At 73.9% G+C, this 16800-nt stretch carries 18 protein-coding genes; 11 read left to right on the top strand and 7 right to left on the bottom strand.

Annotation, left to right across the window (positions count from 1 at the left end; translation table 11 throughout):
• Positions 1-24: 24 nt before the first annotated feature.
• The gene (locus tag ACZ6ZN_RS25675) at positions 25-1356 is read left to right on the top strand and encodes an aminotransferase class I/II-fold pyridoxal phosphate-dependent enzyme (protein WP_451878309.1); all 1332 of its coding nucleotides are present in this window, start codon (positions 25-27) and stop codon (positions 1354-1356) included.
• On the opposite strand, the gene ACZ6ZN_RS25670 is transcribed toward ACZ6ZN_RS25675, so the two are convergent.
• Positions 1347-2294, bottom strand: coding sequence for a DMT family transporter (locus ACZ6ZN_RS25670; protein ID WP_469649789.1), 948 nt, complete (start codon positions 2292-2294; stop codon positions 1347-1349). The two genes, ACZ6ZN_RS25675 and ACZ6ZN_RS25670, sit on opposite strands and share 10 nt — an antisense overlap.
• A gap of 75 nt (positions 2295-2369) precedes the next feature.
• Here ACZ6ZN_RS25670 and ACZ6ZN_RS25665 point away from each other — a divergent pair, with 75 nt between their 5' ends.
• On the top strand, positions 2370-3287 hold the full coding sequence (locus tag ACZ6ZN_RS25665; protein ID WP_469649787.1) for a LysR family transcriptional regulator: 918 nt from the start codon (positions 2370-2372) through the stop codon (positions 3285-3287).
• On the opposite strand, the gene ACZ6ZN_RS25660 is transcribed toward ACZ6ZN_RS25665, so the two are convergent.
• A complete protein-coding gene (locus ACZ6ZN_RS25660) occupies positions 3284-3754 on the bottom strand; it encodes a pyridoxamine 5'-phosphate oxidase family protein (protein WP_469649785.1) in 471 nt (156 codons plus the stop codon). The two genes, ACZ6ZN_RS25665 and ACZ6ZN_RS25660, sit on opposite strands and share 4 nt — an antisense overlap.
• A 194-nt stretch (positions 3755-3948) precedes the next feature.
• Positions 3949-4434: a Rieske (2Fe-2S) protein gene (locus ACZ6ZN_RS25655; RefSeq protein ID WP_469649782.1), complete on the bottom strand. Its 486-nt coding sequence runs from the start codon at positions 4432-4434 to the stop codon at positions 3949-3951.
• Between the two features lie 196 nt (positions 4435-4630).
• On the opposite strand from ACZ6ZN_RS25655, the gene ACZ6ZN_RS25650 reads away from it, so the two are divergent.
• The gene (locus tag ACZ6ZN_RS25650) at positions 4631-5386 is read left to right on the top strand and encodes a HipA family kinase (protein ID WP_451878312.1); all 756 of its coding nucleotides are present in this window, start codon (positions 4631-4633) and stop codon (positions 5384-5386) included.
• Complete coding sequence (locus tag ACZ6ZN_RS25645) at positions 5383-5796, top strand: DUF3037 domain-containing protein (protein ID WP_398108662.1); 414 nt, start codon at positions 5383-5385, stop codon at positions 5794-5796. Before ACZ6ZN_RS25650 ends, ACZ6ZN_RS25645 begins: the two co-directional genes overlap by 4 nt.
• 16 nt (positions 5797-5812) lie before the next feature.
• Here the strand turns inward: ACZ6ZN_RS25645 and ACZ6ZN_RS25640 are convergent, their stop codons facing one another.
• Positions 5813-6331, bottom strand: coding sequence for an excalibur calcium-binding protein (locus ACZ6ZN_RS25640; protein ID WP_469649779.1), 519 nt, complete (start codon positions 6329-6331; stop codon positions 5813-5815).
• A 227-nt stretch (positions 6332-6558) separates the two neighbouring features.
• Between ACZ6ZN_RS25640 and fabG the strand changes: the two genes are divergently transcribed.
• From fabG to ACZ6ZN_RS25615, 5 genes are all read left to right on the top strand, one after another.
• A complete protein-coding gene (fabG, locus tag ACZ6ZN_RS25635; protein ID WP_398108660.1) occupies positions 6559-7320 on the top strand; it encodes a 3-oxoacyl-ACP reductase FabG in 762 nt (253 codons plus the stop codon).
• Between the two features lie 12 nt (positions 7321-7332).
• Positions 7333-8091: an SDR family oxidoreductase gene (locus tag ACZ6ZN_RS25630; protein WP_451878315.1), complete on the top strand. Its 759-nt coding sequence runs from the start codon at positions 7333-7335 to the stop codon at positions 8089-8091.
• Positions 8092-8310: 219 nt separating this feature from the next.
• A complete protein-coding gene (locus ACZ6ZN_RS25625) occupies positions 8311-9891 on the top strand; it encodes an ABC transporter substrate-binding protein (protein WP_451878316.1) in 1581 nt (526 codons plus the stop codon).
• A 92-nt stretch (positions 9892-9983) separates the two neighbouring features.
• Complete coding sequence (ung, locus tag ACZ6ZN_RS25620; protein ID WP_398108657.1) at positions 9984-10667, top strand: uracil-DNA glycosylase; 684 nt, start codon at positions 9984-9986, stop codon at positions 10665-10667.
• A 123-nt stretch (positions 10668-10790) separates the two neighbouring features.
• Positions 10791-11300, top strand: a complete 510-nt coding sequence (locus ACZ6ZN_RS25615; RefSeq protein WP_451878317.1) for a hypothetical protein — start codon at positions 10791-10793, stop codon at positions 11298-11300.
• 625 nt (positions 11301-11925) lie between these two features.
• On the opposite strand, the gene ACZ6ZN_RS25610 is transcribed toward ACZ6ZN_RS25615, so the two are convergent.
• Both ACZ6ZN_RS25610 and ACZ6ZN_RS25605 read right to left on the bottom strand, forming a co-directional pair.
• Positions 11926-12438 (bottom strand): DinB family protein, encoded by a 513-nt coding sequence (locus ACZ6ZN_RS25610; RefSeq protein WP_451878318.1) that lies wholly within the window; start codon positions 12436-12438, stop codon positions 11926-11928.
• A gap of 42 nt (positions 12439-12480) precedes the next feature.
• The gene (locus tag ACZ6ZN_RS25605; protein WP_451878319.1) at positions 12481-13089 is read right to left on the bottom strand and encodes a TetR/AcrR family transcriptional regulator; all 609 of its coding nucleotides are present in this window, start codon (positions 13087-13089) and stop codon (positions 12481-12483) included.
• A gap of 79 nt (positions 13090-13168) precedes the next feature.
• Between ACZ6ZN_RS25605 and ACZ6ZN_RS25600 the strand changes: the two genes are divergently transcribed.
• Positions 13169-14395: an FAD-dependent monooxygenase gene (locus ACZ6ZN_RS25600; protein ID WP_451878320.1), complete on the top strand. Its 1227-nt coding sequence runs from the start codon at positions 13169-13171 to the stop codon at positions 14393-14395.
• Positions 14367-15272 carry a Gfo/Idh/MocA family protein gene (locus ACZ6ZN_RS25595; RefSeq protein ID WP_451878321.1) on the top strand — a complete coding sequence of 302 codons (906 nt, stop codon included), beginning with the start codon at positions 14367-14369 and terminating at the stop codon, positions 15270-15272. The genes ACZ6ZN_RS25600 and ACZ6ZN_RS25595 overlap by 29 nt, the downstream gene beginning before the upstream one ends.
• Here ACZ6ZN_RS25595 and lnt read toward each other — a convergent pair.
• Positions 15196-16770: an apolipoprotein N-acyltransferase gene (lnt, locus tag ACZ6ZN_RS25590; RefSeq protein WP_451878322.1), complete on the bottom strand. Its 1575-nt coding sequence runs from the start codon at positions 16768-16770 to the stop codon at positions 15196-15198. The two genes, ACZ6ZN_RS25595 and lnt, sit on opposite strands and share 77 nt — an antisense overlap.
• Positions 16771-16800: the final 30 nt, after the last annotated feature.

Raw genomic sequence — 16800 nt, 5'->3', positions numbered from 1 at the left:
TTGCACTAGTGCATAATTGGCTTTGTGCTAGGAGAGTATCGGATCAGCGGGCGGCGCGCAGCGGACATCTCGGCGAGCATCGAGCGGGCCGTGGGCGACGGAGAACTGCGACCGGGTGAAGTGCTCCCGCCCATGCGGGAGTTGGCTCAGCAGCTCGGAGTGAACCCGAACACGGTCGCGGCCGCGTACCGGACCCTGCGGGAGCGCGGGGTCATCGAGACGGCGGGCCGGCGCGGCAGCCGGGTGCGTCCCGTGCCGGCCACGACCGGCCGGGACCACATCCGGGTCGAGGTGCCCGACGGGGTGCGGGACGTGGCCGGCGGCAACCCGGATCCGGCGCTGCTGCCGCCGCTCGCGGGCGCCTTCGCGGCGGCGGCCGCCCAGGGCGACCGGGCGCCCGTGCTGTACGACGACGATCCGGTGGACCCCGATCTGGCCCGGGCCGCGCGCGCCGGGCTCGACGCCGACGGCGTGCCGGAGGGGCCGCTCGCCGTGGTCTCCGGGGCGCTCGACGGGGTGGAGCGGGTGCTGGCGGCGCACCTCAAGCCGGGGGACACGGTCGCCGTCGAGGACCCGGGCTGGGGGCGCACCTTCGACCTCGTCCCGGCCCTGGGCCTGCGCACCGCCCCCGTCGGGGTCGACGACGACGGGCCGCGGCCCGAGGACGTGCGCCGGGCCCTCGCGGCGGGGGCACGCGCGCTGATCGTCACCGACCGGGCGCAGAACCCGACCGGTGCCGCGGTGGGCGCCGCACGGGCGCGCGCCCTGCGGGCGGTGCTGCGCGAGTACCCGGAGGTGCTGCTGATCGAGGACGACCACGGCCACGGCATCGTCGACCTGCCCCTGCACCCGCTGGCCGGCGCCACCCGGCACTGGGCGTTCATCCGCTCGGCCGCCAAGGCCTTCGGGCCGGACCTGCGGCTCGCCCTGCTCACCGGCGACCGGGTGACCCTCGACCGGGTCCGCGGCCGGCAGCAGCTCGGGCCGGGCTGGGTCAGCCTGCTGACGCAGCGGGCCCTGGTGCGGCTGTGGGCCGACGGCGCCGTGGACACGGCCGGGGTGGCGGCGGCGTACGGGCGGCGGCGGGACGCGCTCATCACGGCGCTCGCGCGGCGCGGTGTCACGGCGCACGGCCGCAGCGGCATGAACGTGTGGGTGCCCGTGCCGGACGAGACCGGGGCCGTCGCCCGGCTGCTGCACGCCGGCTGGGCCGTGTCCCCCGGCGCCCGCTTCCGGCTGAGCGCTCCGCCCGGGATCCGCATCACCGTCTCGACGCTCGGCGAGGCCGACACGCAGGCCCTCGCCGACGCCGTCGCCTCCGCGCTCCGCCCCGCCCCGGCGCGCGGCTACGTCTGAGGCCGGGGCCGGGGGCGCACCTGCGTCAGGGCCGCCCCCACCAGCACGACCACCGCGCCGACCGGCGTCGACCAGCTCAGGGACTCACCCAGGACGGCGACACCGGCGGCCGTGGCGATGACCGGGATGAAGTAGGTGACCATCTGCGCGGTCGTGGGGCCGACCTCGGCGACCAGACCGTACTGGAGCAGCACGGCCAGGCCCGTGCCCAGGGCGCCCAGGGCGGCGACCGCCAGCAGCGGCACGACGGGCAGGCCGCTGGGCAGGGTCGTGAACAGCGGCGTCACGACGGCCAGCTGGACCGTGGCCAGCAGCAGCTGAGCGCCGGTCATCGACAGGTGCGAGTGGCCCGTGCCCGCCAGGGTGCGCCGGACGTAGATCCAGCCCACCGGGTAGCTGAGGGAGCCCAGCAGGGCCAGTGCCGTGCCGGTGGCGTCCAGGCCGTGGAAGCCCTGCCACGCCCCGAGCACGGTCAGCACGCCCAGGAACCCGAGGCCGAGCCCCGCCACCCGGACCCGGGTCGGGCGGTCCTCCGACAGGGCGACCAGCGACAGCGCCATGCCCCACAGCGGCGAGGTCGCGTTGCAGATGCCCGCCAGGGTCGACGGGATGGTCAGCTCGGCGTACGCGAACAGGGAGAACGGCAGGGCGTTCAGCAGGAACGCGGCGACCGCCAGATGCGCCCAGGTGCGCGCGCCGCGCGGCAGCCGCTCGCGGCGCACCGCCATCGCCGCGGCCAGCACCGCCGTACCGAACACCAGCCGTCCGAAGGTCACCTGGAACGGCGCGAACCCCCCGGTGCCCACCTTGATGAGCAGGAAGCTGAAGCCCCAGATCAAGGACAGGGCGGCGAAGCGCAGCCGCCAGTCGAGGCGGGGCCGGGAGGGCAGGGGGGACGGGGTCGCGGCGACCCGGCCGGTGGTGGTCACGGTGCTCATGACCGTCACCTTGCGGCACAACGTCTTCGTAGCACAAGCGAGAATTCGCACGCGATATTGCGTAGCATCCCTTACATGTTGAACCTGGAGCGCCTGCGGACCCTCGACGCCCTCGCCCGTCACGGCTCGGTCAGCGGCGCCGCCGAAGGGCTGCACATCACGACGTCCGCCGTCTCGCAGCAGATGGCGAAGCTGGAGCGGGAGGTCGGCCAGCAGCTGCTCGCCAAGAACGGCCGGGGCGTGCGGCTCACCGACGCGGGCCGGCTGCTCGCCGAGCACGCCGCGCGCATCCTCTCCCAGGTCGAACTCGCCCAGTCCGACCTGGAGGCACAGCGCGGGCAGGTCGTGGGCGAGCTGAGGCTGGCCGCCTTCCCCACCGCCGCGCGCGGACTGTTCCCGCACGCCCTGTCCGCGCTGCGCGAGCAGCACCCCGCGCTGCGGCTGCGCTCGCGCGAGCTGGAACCGGAGCAGGGCATCGCCGGGGTGGTCCGCGGCGACCTCGACCTCGCCGTGGTCCTCGACTGGTACAACAAGCCGATGGCGCTGCCCGACGGACTGGTCAAGGCGTCGATCCTGGACGACCCGGCCGAGGTCGCCATGCCGGCGGCCCACCCGCTCGCCGGGCGGGCGGAGGTGGACCTCGCCGAGTTCGCCGACGACGAGTGGATCACCTGGGGCGAGGGCGAGTTCTGCCACGAGTGGCTGATGTTCACGCTCCGCTCCAAGGGCGTCGAGCCGATCGTCGGCCACCGCGCCGCCGAACACCACACCCAACTCGCCCTGGTCGCCGCCGGTCTCGGCGTGTGCATCGCCCCCCTGCTGGGCCGCCACCCGGTGCCCGACGGGGTCGTCACCGCCCCCCTCAAGCAGCGCGTGCGGCGGCACGTCTACGTCGTCTGGCGCGCGGACGCCGACCGCCGCCCGTCGATCCGGGCGGCCGTGTCGGCGCTGCGCGCGGCGGGGGAGAGCGTCGCCCGGCCGGCCGGGCGCTAGTGCGCGCCGAGCTTGCGGAAGTCCCAGGACACGATCTTGGCCGGGGTCAGCCGCAGCCAGGCGTGCCGGCCGTCGTGGGGCATCTCCTCCAGCCCGAAGTTCTTCCGCGCGAACAGCGTCTCGGGCACGTCGAGTTCCGCGCACAGCTCACCCGTGCGCGGGATCTCGCCCACGAACTCGACGGTGCCCGAGAGCTCCGCCCCGCGCAGTTCGTCGTACTCCTCGCCCGTGTCGATCACGATCGCCACGCGCGGATCGCGGCGCAGATCCGCCCACCGCTTGCTGCGCACCACCGAGTACAGCCAGATCGACGTGCCGTCCCAGGCGAACCACAGCGTGCTCACGTGCGGAGCGCCGTCCGCCGACACCGTGGCGACCCGGCAGGTGCGCTGTGCGGTGAGGAACGCGTCCAGCTCGCCCGGCGTCATCATGATCTTCCGGCCCCGGCGCTGCTGTGTGGCGGTCATGCTCCCCCTCTTTCTCCCGCGTCGTGGCAGAGGTGATCCTCTGCCATCACGTCGGAGAAGGATGGGTGCCGGTTCGTCCGGGGGCAAGGGGCGCCCGCGCGGAGTGGCGCGCCGGGGCGCGGCGGATCGTCGCGGGAACGCCCGTGCGGGCGTTCCCGCGACGATCGCCGGGCAGGCAAGGGAAGCCGGCGAACTCAGGCCAGCCTGATCGAGTCGCCGTCCACGGTGACCTTCCTGGCCGGAAGCGGGTCGACCGCCGGGCCCTTCTGCACGCTGCCGTCCAGGACCGAGAACCGACTGCCGTGGCAGGTGCAGGAGATGGTGTCGCCCTCGAGATCCACCATCGGGCAGTTGCGGTGGGTGCAGATCGTCGAGAACGCCTTGTAGTCGCCCGCCGCCGGCTGGGACACCACGACCTTCTCGTCCTTGAAGATCTTGCCGCCGCCCTCCGGGATGTCGGAGGTCTTGGCGAGCGCCGCGCCGCCCCCGGCCCCGGCCGACGCGCCGCCGCCCTCGCTCGTCGCGCCGCCGTCCGCCGCGCCCTGTCCGGTCGACGGACCGGACGCCTTGTCGTCCGAGCCGCACGCCGTCAGCGCCACGGCGAGCCCCGCCGCACCGGCCGCCGCCACGACGGCACGGCGGTTCGGGCCCGGCACCGGCTGAACTGATTCGCTGGTCATGCTGACGTTCCTTCCGGGGATTCGTGATCTGCGCAGAGGTACGGCCCTCGGGGACCGGCTGTTCAGAGACCACCGAAATCCTGGCCCGCGGGCGGCAGGGCGCGGGTAAAGGCAAGCTGTCGGTTCGCTGTCGGGTTCCGGCCCGGCACCGCAGGGCCGCCGCCGCTGCCCGCTCCCGCGTCAGTAACCTGGGGCGATGCTCAAGGAAGTGATCGCGACCCGGTTCATCGCGCCCCTGCGCGAGGGCGGTTCGCTGCCGGGCCTGGTCGAGGCCGACGACCTCGGCCGCTACGTGCTGAAGTTCACCGGCGCGGGACAGGGGCGCAAGACGCTCGTCGCGGAGGTCGTCTGCGGGGAACTGGCGCGCCGGCTGGGTCTGAGGGTCCCGCGCCTGGTCACCGTCGACCTCGACGCGGACCTGGGGCTCGGGGAACCCGACCAGGAGGTGCAGAGCCTGCTCAGGTCCAGCGGCGGCACCAATCTCGGCATGGACTTCCTGTCCGGCGCGCTCGGCTTCGACCCGCTGGCGTTCCACGTGGACCCGCGCGAGGCCGGGCGCGTCGTGTGGTTCGACGCGCTCGTCAACAACGTCGACCGGTCCTGGCGCAACCCCAACCTGCTGATGTGGCACGGCGAACTGTGGCTCGTCGACCACGGCGCGACCATGATCTGGCACCACAACTGGCCCGGCGTGGAGGCCTCCGCGGCCCGCCCGTACGACGCCGCCGACCACGCGCTCGCGCGGTTCGCCCCCGATGTCGCCGCGGCCGCCGCCGAGTTGGCGCCGCAGGTCACCGAGGAACTGCTCGCCGACGTCACCGCGCAGATCCCCGGGGCCTGGCTCGCCGACGAGCCCGGCTTCGGCACGCCGGACGAGCTGCGGCAGGCCTACGCGCGGCCGCTGCTCGCCCGGGCCGCCGTCATCCACGACCGCATCCAGGGGCTCACGTGACCGACCGGCACATCATCAGGGGCGGCCCGCGCGACCGCCAGGTCTACGAGTACGCCCTGCTGCGCGTCGTCCCGCGGGTCGAACGCGGCGAGTGCATCAACGCGGGCGTCCTCGTCTACTGCCGCGCCGCCGGCTACGTCGGCGCGCTCACCCACCTCGACGAGGCGCGCCTGCTGGCTCTCGACCCCGAGGCGGACGTCGCCGGCGTCCGCGCGGCCCTCGCGGCCGTCGAGGGCGTCTGCACCGGCGGTGCCGCGGCCGGTCAGGCGGCGGCCGACGACCCCGGCCGCCGCTTCCGCTGGCTGGTCGCCCCCCGCTCGACGATCGTCCAGCCGGGCCCCGTGCACACGGGCCTCACCCGGGACCCGGCGGCGGAACTCGCGCGGCTGCTGGACCTGCTGGTGAAGTGAGGGCCGGTCGGGCCCGTCAGGCCCGCCGGCGCCGCAGCAGGTACCCGGCCACGACCGTGGCGCCGCCGGCGAAGGCCAGGCCGACACCGATCTCCCAGCCGCTCGGACCGTCGCTCGCGGTGCCCCCGAGCCCGCCGCGCACGCCCTGCGACGGTGCGGCGGTGGCGGTGGGGATGGCGGTGGGGATGACCGGTCGGGTGGTCGCCGGTGACGGGGTGACCGGCCGGGTGGTCGCTGGTGACGGAGTGACCGGCCGGGAGGTGGCCGGCGCGGGGGTGGCCGGCGGGGTGACGGGGTCGATGATGCCCGTCCCGCCCCGGCGCGGCAGTGCCTCGCACGCGATGCCGTCGTCGGGGCCCTGGTCCTCGTCGAGCCGGTTCGGGTCGCTGCGGTCCGCGTCGAAGACGGCCTGCGCGTCCTCCTGGAAGGCGAAGTCCCGGCAGTCCCGGTCGGTCTGGGCGTGCGCGGGGACGGCGGGTGACGCGATCGCGGCGATCGCCAGCAGCGTGCCGAGAACACCGGTGCGACGGCGCATGGGGCGTCTCCTTTCGGGCCACGGGTGGCCCCTTCGACGCTAGGGGCGACCGGCGGGGGCGGCCCGCGGCCCTGGGCCGATCGGGTGTTTGCGCACCCGCCGCCGACGTGCGGGCCACGGGGGATGGATCACATGGCCGGTCCGGCCGTTGACACCGCGTGCCAGGGCTTCTAGCGTCACATCCACTGAAGGTACTAAGCGGTCGCTCACCTGAGGAGAAACCAGTCATGTCCACCACTGAGCAGCGGGTCGCCGTCGTCACCGGTGCAGCGCGCGGGATCGGTGCCGCCGCCGCCGTACGACTGGCCGCCGAGGGGCGCGCGGTCGCCGTCCTCGACCTCGACGAGGCCGCCTGCAAGGACACCGTCGAGAAGATCACCGCCGCCGGGGGCAGGGCCCTCGCGGTCGGCTGCGACGTCTCCGACGAGGCCCAGGTCGAGGCCGCCGTCGCCCGGATCGCCGAGGAGCTCGGCGCGCCGACGATCCTGGTCAACAACGCGGGCGTGCTGCGCGACAACCTGCTGTTCAAGATGAGCGTCTCCGACTGGGACACCGTCATGAACGTGCACCTGCGCGGTGCCTTCCTGATGGCCAAGGCGTGCCAGAAGCACATGGTGGACGCGGGCTTCGGCCGCATCGTCAATCTGTCGTCGTCCTCGGCGCTGGGCAACCGCGGCCAGGTGAACTACTCGGCGGCCAAGGCCGGTCTGCAGGGCTTCACCAAGACGCTCGCCAAGGAGCTCGGCAAGTTCGGCGTCACCGCCAACGCCGTCGCCCCCGGCTTCATCGCCACCGAGATGACCAAGGCCACCGCCGAGCGGGTCGGCATGGGCTTCGAGGACTTCAAGGCGGCCGCCGCCACCCAGATCCCGGTGGCCCGCGTCGGTGAGCCCGAGGACATCGCCAACGCCATCGCCTTCTTCACGGGCGAGGCCGCCGGGTTCGTCTCCGGCCAGGTGCTGTACGTGGCCGGCGGGCCGCTCGACTAAAGGACCGAGAACATGACATCCACGGAACTCTCCGGCAAGGTCGCCCTCGTCACGGGCGCCAGCCGCGGCATCGGCTACGGCGTCGCCGAGGCCCTGGTCGCCCGCGGCGACCGCGTCTGCATCACGGGCCGCAACGAGGACGCCCTGAAGGAGGCCGTCGAGCAGCTCGGCGCCGACCGCGCGATCTACGTCGCCGGCAAGGCGCACGACGAGGCCCACCAGGCCGTCGCCGTCGAGCGCACGATGGAGGCCTTCGGCCGGGTCGACTTCCTCGTCAACAACGCCGGGACCAACCCGGTGTTCGGCCCGATCGCCGACCTCGACCTGAACGTCGCCCGCAAGGTCTTCGAGACCAACGTCGTCTCCGCCCTCGGCTTCGCCCAGCGCACCTGGCACGCCTGGCAGAAGGACAACGGCGGCGCGATCGTCAACATCGCCTCCGTCGCGGGCCTGTCGCCCTCCCCCTTCATCGGCGCGTACGGCGTCAGCAAGGCGGCGATGATCAACCTGACGGTGCAGCTGGCGCACGAGTTCGCCCCCGGGGTGCGGGTCAACGCCATCGCTCCGGCCGTCGTGAAGACCAAGTTCGCCCAGGCCCTGTACGAGGGTCGCGAGGAGGAGGCCGCCGCGGCCTACCCGCTCGGGCGGCTCGGCGTGCCCTCCGACATCGGGGGCGCCGCGGCGTTCCTCACCTCCGAGCAGTCCGACTGGGTCACCGGCCAGACGCTCGTGGTGGACGGCGGCATCTTCCTCAACGCGGGCACCGGCTGATCCGGCCTCCCACGGTCCGGCACGGGCGCCCCTCCACCGCGGGGGGCGCCCGTACCCCTGTGCGGGGGACGTGAACCAGCCGTGGAACAGGCGCAAAACGGACTGACAACGTCGTCATAGGTTTACCGATCAAGAAGCAGTGTTCCGAGGAGGGTCAGCGGGCGCGGCACTGCGGTATGGTCTGCCGACCCTTGGTATGGCAGATCGAGGAGCGTGCGCGTGTTCAACCGGAATCGATGCCTGCGGCGGGTGGCGGCCATCGCGTCCATATCGTCCCTGGTCGCCGGATGCGGGGTGCTGTCGTCCGACGCACCGGAGGACGAAGGACCCATCGTCGTGGGCACCACCAGCGCCCCCAGCACGCTCGATCCCGCTGCGTCCTGGGACAGTTCCTGGGAGCTGTTCCGCAACATCTACCAGACGCTGCTGAGCTACCCCACCGGCGCGACCGAGCCCCAGCCGGACGCCGCCGAGCAGTGCGGGTTCAGCGACTCCTCGAACCAGGTCTACCGCTGCGAACTGCGCGAGGGCCTGGCGTTCTCCAACGGGGACGCCCTGGACGCCCAGGCCGTCAAGTACTCCTTCGACCGCATCCGCCGGATCAACGTCAACGGCGGTCCGGCCGGTCTGCTGGGCAGCCTCGAACGGGTCCAGGCGCCCAACGACCGCGAGGTGGTCTTCCACCTCAACAAGCCCGACGCGACCTTCCCGTTCGTGCTCGCCACCCCGGCGATGTCGATCGTGTCGCCGAAGGCCTACCCGCAGAACAGCCTGCGCAAGGGCGACGACGTCGTCGGCTCCGGGCCGTACACCCTGGACTCCTACGACGAGGGCCAGGAGGCCGTCCTCGCCCGCAACGACTCCTACAAGGGCTTCGCCGAGCGCCGCAACAACGCCGTGACCGTCCGCTACTTCCAGGACTCCGGCACCATGGTCGAGGCCCTGCGCGACAAGAAGATCGACGTGACGTACCGCGGTCTGGCCGCCGGTGACGTCGTCGACCTGCAGAGCGCCAAGGAGGAGGAGATCCAGCTCGTCGAGGGCACCGGCACGGACATCAGCTACCTGGTGTTCAACCCGAAGGACCCCTGGGCCGAGAAGAAGGCCGTGCGCCAGGCGATCGCCCAGGTCGTCGACCGCGCGGCGATCGCCCACAAGGTCTACAAGGACACCGTCGACCCGCTGTACTCGATGGTCCCCAAGGGTCTCGCGGGCCACACCACGGGCTTCTTCGACGACTACGGCGACCCCGACATCGCCAAGGCCCGGAAGATCCTCGGCGAGGCGGGCATCAACCAGCGCGTCCCGCTCACCTTCTGGTACACCAGCGACCGCTACGGCTCCGAGACCGCCGCCGAGTTCAAGGAGCTCAAGCGCCAGCTCGACGGCTCCGGCCTGTTCACGATCACCCTCAAGAGCCGCCCCTGGAAGACCTACGTCGAGGGCTACCAGAAGGGCGAGTACCCGGTCTTCGGCCGCGGCTGGTTCCCCGACTTCCCGGACGCCGAGAACTTCATCGCGCCGTTCGTCGGCGAGCAGAACGCCCTCGGCACGCCCTACCCGGCGCCCGAGATCACCGGTGACCTGCTGCCCCGCTCGCGCCGCGAGAGCGACCGCGCGAACGTGGTGAAGGAGTTCGAGGCGGCCCAGCAGATCCTCGTCGACGACGCACGGCTGCTGCCGCTGTGGCAGGGCCGGCAGTACGTGGCGGCCAGCCGGGACGTCTCGGGCGCGGAACGGGCCCTGGACCCGTCGACGATCATGACGATGTGGGAGCTGCACCGCAAGACCGCCTGGTGACCGCCCCCTCCCCACGCCCGCGGGGCGCGTTGTCAGTGGTCGCCGGTAGGTTCTGGAAGCGGCAAGTGACCGCACATCGATAGGACGTTGACGTGACCGACATCGCCATGCTGCCCGAGTCCTGGCGCGGGGTTCTGGGCGACGAACTGCAGCAGCCCTACTTCAAGGAGCTGACGGAGTTCGTCGAGGAGGAGCGGGCGAACGGTCCCGTCTACCCGCCCCGCGAGGAGGTCTTCGCGGCGCTGGACGCCACGCCGTACGAGGAGGTCAAGGTCCTGGTCCTCGGCCAGGACCCCTACCACGGCGAGGGCCAGGGCCACGGGCTGTGCTTCTCGGTCCGGCCCGGGGTGCGGATCCCGCCGTCCCTACGCAACATCTACAAGGAGATGCATCAGGAGCTGGGCACGCCCGTCCCGGACAACGGCTATCTGATGCCGTGGGCGCGGCAGGGCGTGCTGCTGCTCAACGCGGTGCTCACGGTCCGCGCCGGCGAGGCCAACTCGCACAAGGGCCGGGGCTGGGAGCGGTTCACGGACGCGGTGATCCGCGCGGTGGCCGAGCGTCCCGACCCGGCGGTGTTCGTGCTGTGGGGCAACTACGCGCAGAAGAAGCTGCCCCTGATCGACGAGTCCCGGCACGTGGTGGTCAAGGGGGCGCACCCCTCGCCGCTGTCGGCGAAGAAGTTCTTCGGCTCGCGCCCCTTCACGCAGATCAACGAAGCGGTCGCCGCCCAGGGGCACCCGCCGATCGACTGGACGATCCCCGACCTGGGCTGAGTGCCCCGCGCGCACGGCGGCTCCCGGGGATGCACCCCGGTGCGTCCGGAGCCGCCTGAGCCGGATCGTCCCCGCCTGCGGTTAGCGTCGGCGGGAACAGCCGGCGAGTGCGCGGAGGGTGCCGTGGCGGAACGACAGGGACGGACGGTGCCGGACGCCGTGCCGACCCGGATCGGGCAGGCCGTCATGCTGCACCACGCGGGCGACCGGGAGGAGGCGCAGCACCGGTTCCTCGACCTGTGGGCGGAGATCGGCCCGCAGGGGGACCCGCTGCACCGCTGCACCCTCGCCCACTACCTGGCCGACACGCAGGACGACCCGGCCGACGAACTCGCCTGGGACCTGCGGGCGTTGTCGGCCGCGCAGGAGGTCGCCGAGGGGCCGTCCTCCCGGTCGGACGGCCTCGCGGTACGCGCCTTCCGTCCGTCCCTGCACCTGAACCTGGCCGACGACTACCTGGGACTCGGCCGGTACGACGCCGCCCGGGCCCACCTGGCTCGTGCCAGGGAAGCGGCGGTCGCCCTCGCGGACGACCGTTACGGCGACGGGGTGTGGGCGGCCATCGCCCGGCTGGAGCGGCGGCTCGGCGAGGACGGCCCGGGCAGCCGGAGGCCGCCGCGACAGCGGCCTTAGCCGACGTCAGCCGCCGTACGTGTCCCGGCAGATCGTCGCCTCCGGGCTGTCCGCGCGCCAGCCCCCGTAGCGCCGGCCCAGGGCGCAGACGTCCGAGCCGCCCGGCACCTGCTCGCGGACCTCCCTCCCCGCCGTCCCCGGGACGTCCGGGGCGCCGGTGCGCGGACGCTGGGGGCCGCGTGCGCCCGGTCCGGGCCGCTCCGGGCGGGGACGCGGAGCCGGAACACCCCGGGGCGGGCGCACGCGGTCCGGCGCCGCAGCGGGGGGCGGCGGTGCCGCGCGGGTCGGCGCCGCGGCTGCTTCCGGCCCGTCGGATTCGTCGATGCGTTGCAGGACCCCGCGCGCCGGAGCCTGGACGGACGGAGCCTGCGAGCGTCCCTCCGGCTCCGGCCCCGGCGCCGTGGGCGGCGGCGCCGAAGGCCCCGGGACGGGCGGCTGCCCGACCGTCGTACAGCCGGCGAGGGCCGCGGCGGCCACGGTCAGCAGGAGCGTCGCTGCGGTCGTGTTTCGGTGCACCCGCGCAACTCTGGCGCCCGGGTACCCCGGTGGGGCGGCGGACCGGCGCAGGATGCCCCGCACGAGTGATCTCCCGCGCCCCCGAAGGTCGCGAGCGACGGGCGGGCCGTCAGTCGCCGGTGGCGCCGTCGATGCGTTCGCGGATCAGGTCGGCGTGGCCGTTGTGCCGCGCGTACTCCTCGATCATGTGGGTGTACAGCCAGCGCAGATTGAACCGTTCCCCGGTGCGCCGGTGCTTGCCCTCGGTGAGGTCGTCCAGGGCGAACCGGGCCGCGTTGGCCCGGGCGGCGTCGATCTCCGCCTGCCAGACCTCCCGGGTCCGCTCCCAGGTGTCCGCCTCGGTCAGGTGGAACTCGCCGTCCGGGTCCGCCTCGCTGAAGAAGAGCGGGGGCGCGTCCTCGTCCGCCAGCACGCGCCGGAACCAGCTTCGCTCCACGTCCGCCATGTGCCGGACCAGGCCCAGCAGGGAGAGGTTCGAGGGCTCCACGGAGGCGGACCGCAACTGCTCGTCGCTCAGGCCCTCGCACTTCCAGGCGAGGGTCTGCCGGTGGAAGTCGAGCCAGCCCTCCAGCATGGTGCGTTCGTCGGCAGTGGTCCCGGGCATCCGTCGTTCGTCGGTCATGCACGCATCCTGTCCCAGGCGCCCCGACGGCACACGTGGTTTTCAGGCGCCCAGCATGCCGGTCAGCAGCTCGCGCACCCCGGCCCGCACCTCCTCCAGGCTCGGCACCCGGGCGCCGAACGAGCCGGCCACGCAGCTGAACATCAGCCCGTCCGCCCAGGCGATCAGCGACAGCGCGTGCCGGTCCGGGTCCGTCGAGCCCATCGCGGTGACCAGGGCGGTCAGCTGGTCCCGGAAGCGGGCGCCGGTGGCGTCGAAGAAGGTGCGCAGCTCGGGTCGGCGCGTGGCCTCCAGGGCCAGTTCGTAGCGGGCCAGGGTCAGGGCCTTGTGGTCGGTGAGCGCGCGGTGGGCCGCGAGTGCCAGCGCGTCGGCCATGGCGTGCGGCCCGGACGCCGGGTCGGGCATCTCGTGCAGGGCCAGCACCTTCGCCTCGCGGTCCGCCAGTCGCCGCACCGCCAGCTCCAGCAGGGCCTGCCGGGTGCGCGCCAGGTTCGAGGTGGAGCCCTGGGGGAGCCCGGCCGTCTCGTCGACCGCCCGGTGGGTCAGTCCGCGCATCCCGCGCTCGGCGAGCAGGGCGAGGGCGGTGTCGGCGACCAGGTCGGAGCGCGCGGAGGCGGCGGTGCGCGAGGAGGCGGGAGTGCGTGCGGGCATGGCCCCACGCTACCCGCCTGACTACACCTGTAGTAGCCTCGGTGCTGTCACTACAGGTGTAGTCACCTTTGGAGGAGTCATGACACAGCCGAGGCGGGCCGTCGTGGTCGGGGGCGGCATCGGAGGGCTGACGGCCGCGGTCGCCCTGCACCGGCGCGGCCTGCACGTCACCGTGCTGGAGCGCGCCCGGTCGCTGGAGCCGGTCGGCGCCGCGATCTCCCTCGCGCCCAACGCCCTGCGCGCACTGGACGTCATCGGGCTGGGCGACGAGATCCGCGACCTCGCGGCCTGGTCCGGGGACGGGGGCCTGCGCACCCCGAAGGGACGGTGGCTGTCCCGCACCTCCGCCGAGGCGGCCGCCCGGCGCTTCGGCGGTCCGCTCGTGCTGCTGCCCCGCGCCACCCTCATCGAGCGCCTGGCCGCCCTGCTCCCGGCCGGGTCCGTCCGGACGGACGCCGCGGCGACCCTCACCGACTGCGGCGGCCCGGACCGGCCGGCCCGCGTGGCGACCGCGGACGGCGAGCACGAGGCCGACCTGGTGGTCGGCGCGGACGGGATCAGGTCCGCCGTGCGCGGGACGCTCTTCCCGCACCACCCGGGCGCCGTCTACGCGGGCTGGACGACCTGGCGGGTGCTGATCCCGGTGCCCGGTGCCCGGTTCGCCTCGCACGAGACCTGGGGCCCCGGCCGTCTGTGGGGGACCCACCCGCTGAAGGACGGCCGTGTCTACGCCTACGCCGGGGCCACCACCCCCGCCGGCGGACGGGCCCGGGACGACGAGAAGGCGGAACTGCTGCGCCTGTTCGGCGACTGGCACGACCCGATCCCCGCCGTGCTGGCCGCGGTCCGCCCCGAGGACGTCCTGCGCCACGACGTCCACCACATCGCCGACCCCCTGCCCGCCTATCACCGGGGCCGGGTGGCGCTGCTCGGCGACGCCGCGCACGCCATGCCGCCGAGTCTCGGCCAGGGCGGCAACCAGGCCGTGGAGGACGCCGTGGTGCTCGCCCACCACTGCGACGACCTCGCCGCCTACACCGCCGCCCGGCGCCCCCGCACGACCGCCATCGCCCGCCAGGCAGTGAAGACGTCCCGGCTCAGCCTGATGAGCAGCCGGGCCGGTCTCGCCGCGCGCGACACGGCCATGAGCCTGCTGTCGCTCGCCGGGCCCGCCCTGTTCGTGCGCAGCTTCGACGGCATCGCCGACTGGGTGCCGCCGCGGCCGCCGTATGCTTCCCAGCAGACCCGGCAGGCAACCGTTGGAGGAGACGCGTCCCGTGAAGGTCGGCTGCATCGGACTCGGTGACATCGCGCGCAAGGCCTACCTTCCGGTCCTCGCCTTCCGGGCGGGCCTGGAACTGCACCTGCAGACCCGCACGCCCGCCACGCTCGACCGGGTCGGCGACGAACTGCGCGTACCGGGGGAGCGGCGGCACGCCACCCTCGACTCCCTGATCGCCGAGGGCCTCGACGCGGCCTTCGTGCACGCGCCCACACACGCCCACCCGGAGATCGTGACGCGGCTGCTGGAGGCCGGCGTCCCGACCTACGTCGACAAGCCGCTCGCCTACGAACTCGCCGACTCCACCCGGCTGGTGGAGCTGGCCGAGGAGCGGGGCGTGAGTCTGGCCGTCGGCTTCAACCGCCGCCACGCCCCCGGCTACACCCAGTGCGCCGACCATCCGCGCGAGCTGATCCTGATGCAGAAGAACCGCGTCGGGCTGCCGGAGGAACCGCGCACGATGATCCTCGACGACTTCATCCACGTCGTCGACACACTGCGGTTCCTCGTGCCGGGCGAGGTCGACGACGTCACGGTGCGGGCCCGCGTCCGCGACGGGCTGCTGCACCACGTGGTGCTCCAGCTCGCCGGGGACGGCTTCACCGCGCTCGGCGTGATGAACCGGCTCAGCGGCTCCACCGAGGAGGTCCTGGAGGTGTCCGGGCAGGACACCAAACGGCAGGTCGTCAATCTGGCCGAGGTCGTCGACCACAAGGGGCAGCCGACCGTGCGGCGCCGCGGGGACTGGGTGCCGGTCGCCCGCCAGCGCGGGATCGAGCAGGCGGTGCTGGCGTTCCTGGACGCGGTCGAGGCGGGCCGGGTGCTCAGCGCGAGGGACGCGCTGCAGACCCATGAGCTGTGCGAACGGGTGGTACGGGCGATCCAGGGGCCGACCGCCTGAGCCGCACGGTCCGCGTCCCCTCCCCGACGACCCAGACGCCGAGGATCAGCAGGGCCGCGTACACGGTCCAGTCGCCGAAGCGCACGTAGGGCGTCGTCCCGTGCGCGAGGGGCACGGAGTAGCGCAGGACCGCGGAGGCGTCCGTCCCGAGCCGCGACCCGGCGGGGCGTCCGTCGGGGCCGTAGACGGCCGAGACGCCCGTGAGGGTCGCGTGCACCATGGGCCGGCCGGTCTCGGCGGCCCGCAGGGCGGCCAGGGAGGCGTGCTGCGCGGGGGCCCAGCTGTGCTGGAACGTGGAGGTCGACGACTGGCCGACCAGCACGTCGACGCCCTCCCGGGTGAGGTGGCGGGTCATGTCCGGGAAGGCGGTCTCGAAGCACACCATCGGCCCGACGCGCAGCCCGTCGCCGATGCTCATCACGACCGGCTGCGAGCCGCGCCTGCGGTCCTCGCCCGCCGCCTTGCCGACGGAGGTGGCCCAGCCGAGCATCGAGCGGGCCGGGACGTACTCGCCGAACGGCACGAGCCGCATCTTGTCGTAGCGCTGCCCCGTGAGACCGTCCGGCCCGACCAGGACCGAACTCTTGTAGATGCCGGGCTTGTCCGAGCGGCGGGCGTCGACGTTGACCAGGATGTCGGCGCCCGTCGCGCGGGACAGGGCGGCCAGCCGCCGCGCCAGGCCGGGCCGGTCGTCGAGGTCGAAGCCCACGCTGCTCTCGCCCCAGACGACCAGGTCGACGTCCTGCCCGGCGAGCCGCCGCGTGAGCTGCTCCTCACGCGCGAAGCGGCGGTCGGCGCTGTCCGCCCCGGCGACGACCCCGGGCTGGACGACGGCGATCCGCACCCGGCCGTCGACCGCCGGACGCGGCGCGAAGGCCCAGGCGGCCGAGGTGGCGGCGGCCGTGGCGACCAGCCCGGCCACGGCGGGCACCCGCGCCCGGGGGACCGCGACGAGGACGGCGAGGGCCACGTTCAGCCCCACGAGCAGGAAGCTCAGCAGCCACACTCCGCCCACCGAGGCGAGACGCAGCGCCGGCTGCACCTGCCACTGGCTGCTGCCGAGCATGCCCCAGGGGCCGCCGAGCCCCTGCCAGGAGCGCACCAGCTCGACGGCCAGCCAGCCCGAGGGCAGCACCAGCAGCGCCGTCGCGACCCGGGCGCGCGAGGGCACGCCGCCCAGCAGACGGCGCACGAGCCACCCCCACGGGGCCCACAGGGCGCCGAGCAGGGCGGCGATGACGAAGGTGAACACGTGCAGGCTCGGCAGCAGCCAGTGGTGCATGGCCAGCATGAACCCGAAGCCGCCGCACCAGCCGTCGTAGGCCGCCCGCCTGCCCGTCGGCGCGGTGCGCAGCAGCAGGAGCCAGGGCACCAGGGCGGCGTACGCCCACCACCACAGGGCCGGGGCGGGGAAGGCCAGGACGGGCAGGGCGCCCGCGAGCGCCGCGGCGGCCGAACGCCGCCAGGGGGAGGCGAGCCAGTGGCCGAGCGTCTTCATGGGCGCCTCCTACCCCGTGCTGCCTCCAGT

The sequence above is a fragment of the Streptomyces sp. NPDC053665 genome, from assembly GCF_055585285.1.
Note: the sequence above shows the minus strand (reverse complement) of the source record. Positions and strands in the feature narration are given on the sequence as shown.

Coding starts and splice junctions, on each gene's coding strand:
- ACZ6ZN_RS25670 (WP_469649789.1), bottom strand. CDS start 2,294: ATGAGCACCGTGACCACCACCGGCCGGGTCGCCGCGACCCCGTCCCCC.
- ACZ6ZN_RS25665 (WP_469649787.1), top strand. CDS start 2,370: ATGTTGAACCTGGAGCGCCTGCGGACCCTCGACGCCCTCGCCCGTCAC.
- ACZ6ZN_RS25660 (WP_469649785.1), bottom strand. CDS start 3,754: ATGACCGCCACACAGCAGCGCCGGGGCCGGAAGATCATGATGACGCCG.
- ACZ6ZN_RS25655 (WP_469649782.1), bottom strand. CDS start 4,434: ATGACCAGCGAATCAGTTCAGCCGGTGCCGGGCCCGAACCGCCGTGCC.
- ACZ6ZN_RS25650 (WP_451878312.1), top strand. CDS start 4,631: ATGCTCAAGGAAGTGATCGCGACCCGGTTCATCGCGCCCCTGCGCGAG.
- ACZ6ZN_RS25640 (WP_469649779.1), bottom strand. CDS start 6,331: ATGCGCCGTCGCACCGGTGTTCTCGGCACGCTGCTGGCGATCGCCGCG.
- fabG (WP_398108660.1), top strand. CDS start 6,559: ATGTCCACCACTGAGCAGCGGGTCGCCGTCGTCACCGGTGCAGCGCGC.
- ACZ6ZN_RS25630 (WP_451878315.1), top strand. CDS start 7,333: ATGACATCCACGGAACTCTCCGGCAAGGTCGCCCTCGTCACGGGCGCC.
- ACZ6ZN_RS25610 (WP_451878318.1), bottom strand. CDS start 12,438: ATGACCGACGAACGACGGATGCCCGGGACCACTGCCGACGAACGCACC.
- ACZ6ZN_RS25605 (WP_451878319.1), bottom strand. CDS start 13,089: ATGCCCGCACGCACTCCCGCCTCCTCGCGCACCGCCGCCTCCGCGCGC.
- ACZ6ZN_RS25600 (WP_451878320.1), top strand. CDS start 13,169: ATGACACAGCCGAGGCGGGCCGTCGTGGTCGGGGGCGGCATCGGAGGG.
- lnt (WP_451878322.1), bottom strand. CDS start 16,770: ATGAAGACGCTCGGCCACTGGCTCGCCTCCCCCTGGCGGCGTTCGGCC.